The sequence below is a fragment of the Arthrobacter sp. MP_M4 genome, assembly GCF_035984855.1.
GTDB lineage: Bacteria > Actinomycetota > Actinomycetes > Actinomycetales > Micrococcaceae > Arthrobacter.
In genome coordinates this window covers 72,160-81,847 of record NZ_JAXCHX010000017.1, presented here as the reverse complement: position 1 = coordinate 81,847, position 9,688 = coordinate 72,160, and the positions used below count along the sequence as shown (strand labels likewise).

The window sequence follows — 9,688 nt, the reverse complement described above, 5'->3', positions numbered from 1 at the left end:
AACTACAAATCGCGTATCCTCTTGAGAAGTGCAGCCCGGATGGCAGCATGAGCAATCATCTCAGCAGACCATTCCCCGGGAACCTCGAAGAGCCAACAAACCTTAACAAGCTTTCCGCCGGCCGGACACATGAGCGCGCGTTCTTGTGTGACGTCCCTCATGACGGCACCGGGTAAACAAAGTTCCGCAGCCACTCGCCGGAGCAATACGCTGACAGGGTAGGAACAACACACGTGCAGCAGGGAGTGGGAACGCAGTGGCCACAGAGGACCAAGCCTTTGAAGGAACTTTCAGGGAGATGTTCCGCCGGCATGCCGCGGGCGTGGCCATCATCACCGCCGATCTCAACGGGGTCCCCTTCGGCTTCACAGCGACCTCCGTGGCCTCACTCTCCGCCCAGCCGCCCCGGTTCACGTTCAACATGGCCCGCACTTCCAGATCCTGGCCCGCCGTGGCCAACGCCACCTTCATCGGGGTGCACATGCTGGGCCTGGAGAACCAGGCGCTGGCAGACCGTTTTGCCCGGGGCAGCGACCGCTTCGAGGGCAATCACTGGGAGCCCGGACCCCACGGAGTGCCGATCCTGAAAGACGTCGCCGGCTGGCTGATCGGCAAGGTCCAGATGCGGCTTTCCTTTGAAAACAACGCGGTCGTGGTGGTGGAAGTCGTGGAAGGTGAAGTGGGTTCCGGCGGCGCTCCCTTGCTCTACCACTCCGGCGCCTACGGCCAGCCGGCACCGCTCGACTACGAGATCTAAGCTGCTCCGGCCATTTCGACGGTTCCGTGCCGGCCAGACGCTCACGGGCATCGAGCGGGCAGGGAACCGTCGAAACGGCGGGCGAGGCAGGGCGGGCGGCTAGCTGTCCAGGCAGGTCGGACCGAGGAGCACCTTCAGGTCTCCAAACAGCGACGGGCTCGGGTTGACCCGCAAGTGCACGGGAAGGCCCATCACTTCCACCCGGGCGTCGCCCTGCAGGTGGAGCCGTACCTCGGATTTTCCGCGATGCGTCCTGAGGACATCACCGAGTTCGGTCACGACGGTTTCGGTGGCCTTATGCGTTGCCATGGTAATGACCAGCGGACCATTGAGGCCTTCGCTGAGGTCCGGGACGGACAGTTCCATGCAGTTCAGCGCGACGGCGCCGTCATCGCGGCGCTGCAGCCGCCCCTTGACGACGACGATCAGGTCCTCGGCGAGCACCGAGGCGATGGGGCCGTAGACCTGCCCGAAGAACATCACCTCCACGGAACCGCCCAGGTCCTCAATTTCGGCGCGGGCGTAGGCGTTGCCGCTGGCCTTCGCGATCCGCCGGCTCAGAGAGGTGATCATCCCGGCGATCGTGACGATGGCGCCGTCGTGCGGGCCGTCCTCGGCGATGAGCGAGGTGATGGACTGGTCCGCGTGCTGGCTGAGGACACCCTCGAGTCCCTGCAGCGGGTGGTCCGAGACGTACAGGCCGAGCATGTCCCGTTCGAAGGACAGCTTGTCCTTTTTCTCCCACTCGGGGAGGTCCGGAATCTCGATGCTGAGGGACGCCTCGGATTCGGCCTCGTCAAAACCGGCGAAGAGATCGAACTGTCCGATCGCCTCGTTGCGCTTGAGCGTGATAACGGAATCGATCGCCTCTTCATGGATCATGGCCAGGGCACGCCGGTGGTGGTTCAGCGAGTCGAAAGCGCCGGCCTTGATCAGCGATTCAATGGTGCGTTTGTTGCAGACCACCGCGGGTACCTTCATGAGGTAGTCCTTGAAGGAGGTGTAGGCGCCTTCCTTTTCGCGTGCCGTGACCATGGCATCGACGACGTTGACGCCGACGTTGCGGATGGCACCCATGCCGAAGCGGATGTCGTTGCCCACGGGCGTAAAGTTCAGCGCGGACTCGTTGACGTCCGGCGGCAGCACCGTGATGCCCATGCGCCGGCATTCGTTGAGGTAGATCGCCGACTTGTCCTTGTCGTCGCCGACGCTGGTCAGCAGGGCTGCCATGTACTCCGGGGCGTAGTGGGCTTTGAGGTAGGCGGTCCAGTAGGAGATCACGCCGTACGCGGCGGAGTGGGCCTTGTTGAAGGCGTAGTCGGAGAAGGGCAGCAGGATGTCCCAGAGCGTCTTGACGGCGGCCATGGAGTAGCCGTTGTCCTGCATGCCCTGGGAGAAGCCGGCGAACTGCTTGTCAAGCTCGGATTTCTTCTTCTTGCCCATGGCGCGGCGCAGGATGTCGGCCTGGCCCAGGGTGTAGCCGGCGAGTTTCTGCGCCACCGCCATAACCTGCTCCTGGTACACAATCAGGCCGTAGGTGCCGCCGAGGATTTCGGAGAGCGGTTCTTCCAGTTCCGGGTGGATCGGGATGACGTCCTGGATCTTGTTCTTGCGCAGGGCGTAGTCGGTGTGCGCGTTGGCGCCCATGGGGCCCGGCCGGTAGAGGGCCAGCACGGCGGAGATGTCTTCGAAGTTGTCAGGCTTCATGAGCTTGAGCAGGGAACGCATGGGTCCGCCGTCGAGCTGGAACACTCCCAGGGTGTCGCCGCGGGCGAGCAGCTCGTAGGAGGCGACGTCGTCCAGGGCGAGGGACTCGAGGTCGAGGTCGATCCCGCGGTTCATCGTGATGTTTTCCAGGGCGTCGGAAATGATCGTCAGGTTCCGCAGGCCCAGGAAGTCCATTTTGATCAGGCCCAGGCCCTCGGACGTCGGGTAATCGAACTGCGTGATGACCTGGCCGTCCTGGAAGCGGCGCATGACCGGGATGACGTCGATGATCGGGTCCGAGGACATGATGACGCCGGCGGCGTGGACTCCCCACTGGCGTTTCAAGCCCTCGATGCCCAGAGCCGTTTCGAATACCTTGGCGGCTTCCGGGTCCGTGGCAATCAGCTGCCGGAAGTCACCGGCTTCGCTGTAGCGCTTGGAGTCCTTGTTCTGGATGTCAGCGAGCGGGATGTCCTTGGCCATCACGGCCGGCGGCAGCGCCTTGGTCAGCTGTTCGCCCATGCTGAACGGGTAGCCCAGCACCCGCGAGGAGTCCTTGAGCGCCTGCTTGGTCTTGATGGTGCCGTAGGTGACAATCATCGCGACACGTTCGTCACCGTATTTGCGCGTCACGTAGTCGATCACTTCGGAGCGGCGCCGGTCATCGAAGTCGACGTCGAAGTCGGGCATGGAGACACGGTCCGGGTTCAGGAAGCGCTCAAAGATCAGGCCGTGGTGCAGCGGGTCGAGGTCGGTGATGCGCATGGCGTAGGCCACCATGGAACCTGCGCCGGAACCGCGTCCGGGGCCCACCCGGATGCCGTTGTTCTTGGCCCAGTTGATGAAGTCTGCCACCACCAGGAAGTAGCCCGGGAACCCCATGGACGTGATGACGCCGAGTTCGTAGTCGGCCTGGGTGCGCACCTTGTCCGGAATGCCCTGGGGGTAGCGGTAGCGGAGTCCCTTATCCACTTCCTTGACCAGCCAGGACGTTTCGTCCTCGCCTTCGGGGCAGGGAAACCGGGGCATGTAGTTGGCGCCGGTGTTGAAGGACACTTCGCAGCGCTCAGCGATGAGGAGGGTGTTGTCGCAGGCTTCCGGGTGGTCACGGAACAGCTCGCGCATTTCCTGCGGTGATTTCAGGTAGTACCCGCTGCCGGAAAAAGCGAAGCGCGAGCCGCCGTTGTCATACGTCGGCTCCAGCAGGGTCGAACCGGACTGGATGGCCAGCAGGGCCTCGTGCGCCTTCGCGTCGTGCTCGTGCGTGTAGTGGAGGTCGTTGGTGGCCACGAGCGGAAGGTTCAGTTCCTTGGCCAGGCGCAGGAGGTCCCCCGTAACGCGCCGCTCGATGTCCAGGCCATGGTCCATGAGTTCACAAAAGTAGTTTTCCGCACCGAAGATGTCACGGAACTCGGCGGCCGCCTCGACGGCTTCCCGGTACTGTCCGAGCCGGAGCCTCGTCTGCACCTCGCCGGACGGGCAGCCTGTGGTGGCGATCAGGCCTTCCGAGTATGTGTTCAGCAACTCGCGGTCCAGCCGGGGCCACTTGCCAAAGACCGAGTCCAGGGAGGCGATCGAGGAGGCGCGGAACAGGTTGCGCATGCCGACGTTGTTGTAGCTCAGCAGCGTCATGTGGGTGTACGCGCCACCGCCGGAGATGTCGTCCTTGCGCTGGTTCTCCTCGCCCCAGCGGACACGGGTCTTGTCCGCGCGGGCGGTCCCGGGGGTCACGTACGCTTCGACGCCGATGATCGGTTTGATGCCTTGGTCCGTGGCCCGCTTCCAGAAGTCGAAGGCGCCGAACAGGTAGCCGTGGTCGGTCGTGGCGAGGGCCGGCATGCCCAGCCGCTCGGTTTCGTCGAAGAGCTCACCGAGCCGGGCGGCGCCGTCCAGCATCGAGTACTCGGTGTGGTTGTGGAGATGGACAAACGAGTCGTTGCTGGAAGTCACCGGTCCATTCTAGTGCCGGGCACCTGCATTTTCATGCGGCGCTCCGGCGGACAGCCGACGGGTGGGCCGGCCCGTGAAGTTCGGAGCGGTCAGGCCTGCCCGGACTCCAGGACTTCCAGCGCGTAGCGCAGGTCCTGCGGATAGTCGCTGGTCACCGTGACCTGCTCCCCCGTCCCGGGGTGTTCAAAGGAGAGCTGACGGGCGTGCAGCCACTGCCGGGTCAGTCCCAGGGTGGCGGCAAGCCGCGGGTCCGCACCGTATGTGAGGTCACCGGCGCAGGGGTGGCGCAACGCCGAGAAATGGACGCGGATCTGGTGGGTGCGGCCGGTTTCGAGGTGGACTTCCACGAGCGAGGCTTTGCCGAACGCCTCGAGAACCTCGTAGTGGGTGATGGAATCCCTCCCGTCCTCGATCACGGCGAAGCGCCAGTCATGGCCGGGGTGGCGCCCGATCGGCGCGTCAATGGTGCCGGCCAGCGGATCCGGGAGGCCCTGGACGACGGCGTGGTAGACCTTGTCCACGGTGCGCTCCTTGAAGGCGCGCTTCAGTGCGGTGTAGGCACGTTCCGTTTTGGCGACCACCATTACCCCGGAGGTGCCGACGTCGAGCCGGTGGACAATGCCGGTGCGCTCCGCCGAGCCTGACGTGGAGATCCGGTAGCCCAGGCCTGCGAGGCCACCGACGACGGTGGGCCCCACCCAGCCCGGCGAGGGATGGGCGGCGACACCGACGGGTTTGTCGATGACGACGAACTCGTCATCGTCCAGCAGGATGTTCAAGCCTTCCACGACTTCCTCCACAATTTCCAGGGGGTCCCGGCGTCCCGGGACGACGACGTCGAGAACGGCGCCGGGGGCAAGCTTGAGCGATTTTCCGACGGCCTTGGTGTTGCTGGTGACGTTGCCTTCGGCGATGAGCGCGGCGGCCTGCGAGCGGGAGATCTCCATCAGTGCGGCCAGGCCGGCATCCACCCGGGTGCCCGCGAGTTCGTCCGGAACCACGAAGCGGTATGACACCGTCGCGGTGGTTGCCGGCCCGGTCTCGTCACTGATCCCGTCAATGGCCTCGTCGAGGTCTTCGGGGAGGATATCGTCGGGCCTGCCGCGTCCGGGCGCCCCGTGCTCAGGAGTCATGTTTCACTGTGTCCTTGGTCAAGTGTGAGCCGTCCAGGGCGATTCCGCGCAGCGTCAGCAGGCAGATAATCACCACTGAGGTGACGACGGCGGAGTCCGCAATGTTGAATATTGCAAAATTGGGGAGCTGGATGAAGTCCACGACGTGGCCCATCGCGAACGAGGGTTCGCGGAAAAGCCGGTCCGTGAGATTGCCCAGGGCGCCGCCGAGCAGCAAACCCAGGGCCAGTGCCCACCAGAGGGATCCGAGCTTCCGCAGCTGCAACAGAATGGCGACCGAGACGGCGGTCATGATGATGGTGAAGACCCAGGTGACGTTCTCGCCGATTGAGAAGGCGGCGCCGGAGTTGCGGATGTAATACCAGTGCAGCAGCGGGGGGAGGACGGGGATCCTTTCGCCCTCGGTCATGGTGCTGGTGACCCAGAGTTTGGTCAGCTGGTCGAAGAGGTAGGCGAACAACGCCAGGCCAAAGAAGATGGAGAGCAGCAGTGCCCGCCGTGGGCGTGTCCCGTTGGAAGCTGTGCGGCCGGACCCGGTGGGTGATGACTCTGCAGGCGGCATAGCGTCAGGTGATGGTGCGTCAGTCATAAGGCTTTCGTTCACGAGCCAGTGCGGAGACTGGGAACCGGGAGCTTTGGCAATGGCCGCGGACGGTTCCGGCGGTTAATGCCAAAAGCCGGCAGCCGAGGAATCCTCAGCCACCGGCCTTCAGAATACTTGGTAAAAGCCTAGCTGGTGGCTTCTACCTCAGGGGCGGCCACGGAGCCGCGGGCATCCAGGTCACGCAGCTGGCCTTCGATGTAAGCCTTCAGGCGTGAACGGTAGTCCCGCTCGAAGCCGCGCAGCTGCTCAACCTTGCGTTCCAGGACGGAGCGCTGCTGCTCAAGGGCGCCAAGAATCTTGCGTGACTTCTCCTGGGCGTCATTGACCAGGCTGCTTGCCTCGATCTGCGCGTCGGCGATGATTTTGTCGCGCTTCTGCTCACCGTCGGCAACGTGCTTGTCGTGCATTTGCTGGGCCATGGCCAGCAGGCCCGCGGCGGACTCGGCCGCCGGGGTGGAGGCGACGGGTGCCGGGGCAACGGCCTGCTCAGCGTCCTTCTTGGTGGCGGCTTCAGCGGCTTCGCCGGCCTTGTCAGCCTCGGTGGTCTTGACGTTGGCGTCCGCCTTCGGGCGGTCTTCCTTGCCGGCCTTGACGGGTGAGGGAACCTTCTCCACGACCGGGGCCGCGGCGGTGGAGCTGGCAGGCGTGCCGGCGCCGGATTCGGCGAGCTTCTTGCGCAGCTCGTCGTTCTCCTGGTTCAGGCGCCGCAGTTCGACGACGATTTCGTCCAGGAAGTCATCAACTTCGTCCTGATCGTACCCTTCGCGGAACTTGGTCGGCTGAAAGCGCTTGTTGACAACGTCTTCTGGCGTCAAAGCCATCTGGTCACCTCGTTGGTCTAGTTAGTCAGGAGGCCTTCCGGCCATCAAAACTACGGTACCTAAATATGGACTGGTTCCTCTAATTCAACACCGCAGTGTCAAACCGGAGGATAAATCGTTGGGGGCCGCGAATCCCTGTCCGCCGTGGCTACGCTGCCAGCGGCTGAGAGTACACCAGGTACTTGGCCACCGACATGGCAATGCTGACGGCGATGAACAGCAGCAGGAAGCCGAGGTCCAGGGACACCCCTCCCAGCCGCAGCGGCGGGATGAGCCGCCGGAACAGTTTGAGTGGCTTGTCCGTGACCGTATACACGGCGTGTGCCGCTACGAGGGCCACCCCGCGGGGCCGCCAGCTTCGCGCGAACATCTGCACCCAGTCGAAAACAAGCCGGATGATGAGGGCAACCAGGAACACCAGCAGGGCTATATAGACAAGTCCGAATACAATTCCCATGAGCTAACTCATATCTCCATGACTATTCCGGAAACCGCAGTGTCCTCTTGATAGTTACGCCTCTATTTCAACACGGAAATTTCAGCAAGGATGCCAGGCAAGGTGTCCCTGCCTGGCATCCGTGGTGTTAATTCGCGGCTAGCTCTGGTTGAAGAAGCTCGCCTGCGTCTCGGAGACCTTCTTGTCATCTCCGATGACCTCGACGTACGACGGCGAGAGCAGGAAGACTTTGTTCGTGACGCGCTCGATGCTGCCGCGGAGTCCGAAGACCAACCCGGCGGAGAAGTCCACGAGCCGCTTCGCGTCCGATTCGCCCATATCGGTGACGTTCATGATGACGGGGATGCCCTCACGGAAGCTTTCACCGATGAGTTTGGCGTCGTTGTAGGACCGCGGGTGGATCGTGGTGATCTGCCGGAGCCCGGTGTGCTCTTCGCGGCTCGACGCCGCTCGCTTGATGGGTGTCACAGGTGCGCGATATTCCTCTTCAGCGGCGTAGGGCTCTTCCCTGGTGGCCTCGCGGACCGGTGCCGGTGCACGGCGTTCCTCGCGGTCATGCTCCATGGAATCGTCCTCATCCTTGTGCGATGTTGGGTGCTCGGACGTGTAGTGTTCATCGCCATCAGCGAGCCCAAGATAGATCATTGTCTTGCGCAGAGCGCCGGCCATGGTCGACTCCTAATCGTGTCCGTCAGCGGGCCGATCAGTGACTAAGCAGCCTTGGAATTCCCGCTATTACCTTCCAATACGTTGAACCTACCGCAACGCCGGACGCGGACCGAGAATATCGGAGCCGACGCGAAGGTGTGTCGCCCCGAACCGGACAGCCTGTTCCAGGTCCTGGCTCATTCCTGCCGAGATGGCGGCAGCCTGGGGGTGGGCCTCGGTGAGCCGGGCGGACAACTCCGCGAGCTTTTCAAAGGCCTGCGCCGGATCCGCGCCGAGGGGGGCCACCGCCATCACGCCGGCGAGGCGGAGCCCTGCCGCTGTTGCCAGTTGTTCTGCCAAGGCGGGAACGTCCGCGGCCAGGGCACCTCCGCGGTGTCCGCTCGCATCCTTGTCCAGGTTGACCTGGATGAAGCACTCCAGTGGAGCCCGCCCGGTCCGGTCCTGCTCGGCGGCCATGGCCTTGGCCAGGGCATCAGCCAGCTGAGGCCGGTCCACGGAGTGCACGGCGTGGGCATAGCCGACCACAGACTTGGCTTTGTTGGTCTGCAGTTGGCCTATGAAGTGCCAGCGGAGCCGCAGACTGCGCAGCATGTCGGCTTTCGCGGCGGCTTCCTGGTCCCGGTTTTCGCCGGCGTCAGTGATCCCGAGCGCCGCGAGCCGGCGGATGTCTTCCGCCGGACGAAACTTCGTGACCACAATCAGCTGGGGAGGCTGGGCTTGGCGGCCTGCTGCCGCGACGGCGTCCCCGATCCGCTGCATGAGTGCCGCGAGCCGCTCCCGCAGCTGTTCCAGCCGGGCATCAGGCTGGGTGTCGTCCACGGCGTTCACTGCTGCGCCGCCCCGGCGTCAGCCCAGACGAGCCCGGCGAATCTGCCGGTGCGCGGGTCACGGCGGTAGGAGAAGAGGCCGGGATCCTCCAAGGTGCAGTGGCCGGAGTACTCGACCACGACGCCGGCGTCGTGCAGTTGGCTGCGGACAGCCGCCGGCAGGTCCAGGCCCGGAGTTCCCCGGGCGGTGGTGCACCGGGCCGCTGGCACGACGCCAGCGACGTCGTCGCGCATGTCGGCGGGAACTTCGTAACACTGTCCGCAAACGGACGGGCCGATCCAGGCAGCGATCGCCGATGCGCCGAGCTCCTGCATGCGGGCCACGGCCGCAGGGACGACAGCGGACGCGACGCCCGGGCGCCCTGCGTGCACGACGGCCAGGACCGGGCCCTCTCCGCGCGGCCGGTCCCCTATGAGGACGATGGGCACGCAGTCGGCCACCATCACGGCGAGGGGCTCCCCAAGGGACACCAAGGCATCCGCCGTCGGCACGTCGGCAGCCCAGGCGTCAGCCGGCCCGGCAGTCCCGATGACTGCCACGGAGTTGCCGTGGACCTGGTTCATGTACTGGAACCGCCGGTCGCCGAAATCCAGCGCCAGTTCGATATCGCGGCGCCGGGCCCTGACGGCCGCTGGATCGTCGCCGACATGGAGCGCCAGGTTGCCGGCCGCCGCGTCCGTGAAGGCCACCCGGATTCCCGGCCTCACTTCCGCCTGCCACGAGAACACTCAGAACACCGCCCACTGTTGATTCCGGAACTTC

The 9,688-nt window shown here is 64.5% G+C and carries 9 protein-coding genes; 1 reads left to right on the top strand and 8 read right to left on the bottom strand.

What is annotated here, in order from left to right:
- Positions 1–298 precede the first annotated feature (298 nt).
- Positions 299–757, top strand: a complete 459-nt coding sequence (locus RCH15_RS13080) for a flavin reductase family protein (protein ID WP_326961099.1) — start codon at positions 299–301, stop codon at positions 755–757.
- Between the two features lie 99 nt (positions 758–856).
- On the opposite strand, the gene dnaE is transcribed toward RCH15_RS13080, so the two are convergent.
- The 8 genes from dnaE to RCH15_RS13040 form a co-directional block, all read right to left on the bottom strand.
- Positions 857–4,414 carry a DNA polymerase III subunit alpha gene (dnaE, locus tag RCH15_RS13075; RefSeq protein WP_326961098.1) on the bottom strand — a complete coding sequence of 1,186 codons (3,558 nt, stop codon included), beginning with the start codon at positions 4,412–4,414 and terminating at the stop codon, positions 857–859.
- An 89-nt stretch (positions 4,415–4,503) separates the two neighbouring features.
- A complete protein-coding gene (locus RCH15_RS13070) occupies positions 4,504–5,430 on the bottom strand; it encodes an RluA family pseudouridine synthase (RefSeq protein ID WP_326961105.1) in 927 nt (308 codons plus the stop codon).
- Between the two features lie 106 nt (positions 5,431–5,536).
- The gene (lspA, locus tag RCH15_RS13065) at positions 5,537–6,136 is read right to left on the bottom strand and encodes a signal peptidase II (protein ID WP_326961097.1); all 600 of its coding nucleotides are present in this window, start codon (positions 6,134–6,136) and stop codon (positions 5,537–5,539) included.
- A 140-nt stretch (positions 6,137–6,276) separates the two neighbouring features.
- A complete protein-coding gene (locus tag RCH15_RS13060; protein ID WP_326961096.1) occupies positions 6,277–6,972 on the bottom strand; it encodes a DivIVA domain-containing protein in 696 nt (231 codons plus the stop codon).
- A gap of 148 nt (positions 6,973–7,120) precedes the next feature.
- On the bottom strand, positions 7,121–7,429 hold the full coding sequence (locus RCH15_RS13055) for a YggT family protein (RefSeq protein ID WP_326961095.1): 309 nt from the start codon (positions 7,427–7,429) through the stop codon (positions 7,121–7,123).
- Between the two features lie 138 nt (positions 7,430–7,567).
- Positions 7,568–8,098, bottom strand: a complete 531-nt coding sequence (locus RCH15_RS13050; RefSeq protein ID WP_326961094.1) for a cell division protein SepF — start codon at positions 8,096–8,098, stop codon at positions 7,568–7,570.
- Positions 8,099–8,185: 87 nt separating this feature from the next.
- On the bottom strand, positions 8,186–8,926 hold the full coding sequence (locus RCH15_RS13045; RefSeq protein WP_326961093.1) for a YggS family pyridoxal phosphate-dependent enzyme: 741 nt from the start codon (positions 8,924–8,926) through the stop codon (positions 8,186–8,188).
- A complete protein-coding gene (locus RCH15_RS13040) occupies positions 8,923–9,654 on the bottom strand; it encodes a polyphenol oxidase family protein (protein WP_326961092.1) in 732 nt (243 codons plus the stop codon). Before RCH15_RS13040 ends, RCH15_RS13045 begins: the two co-directional genes overlap by 4 nt.
- Positions 9,655–9,688: the final 34 nt, after the last annotated feature.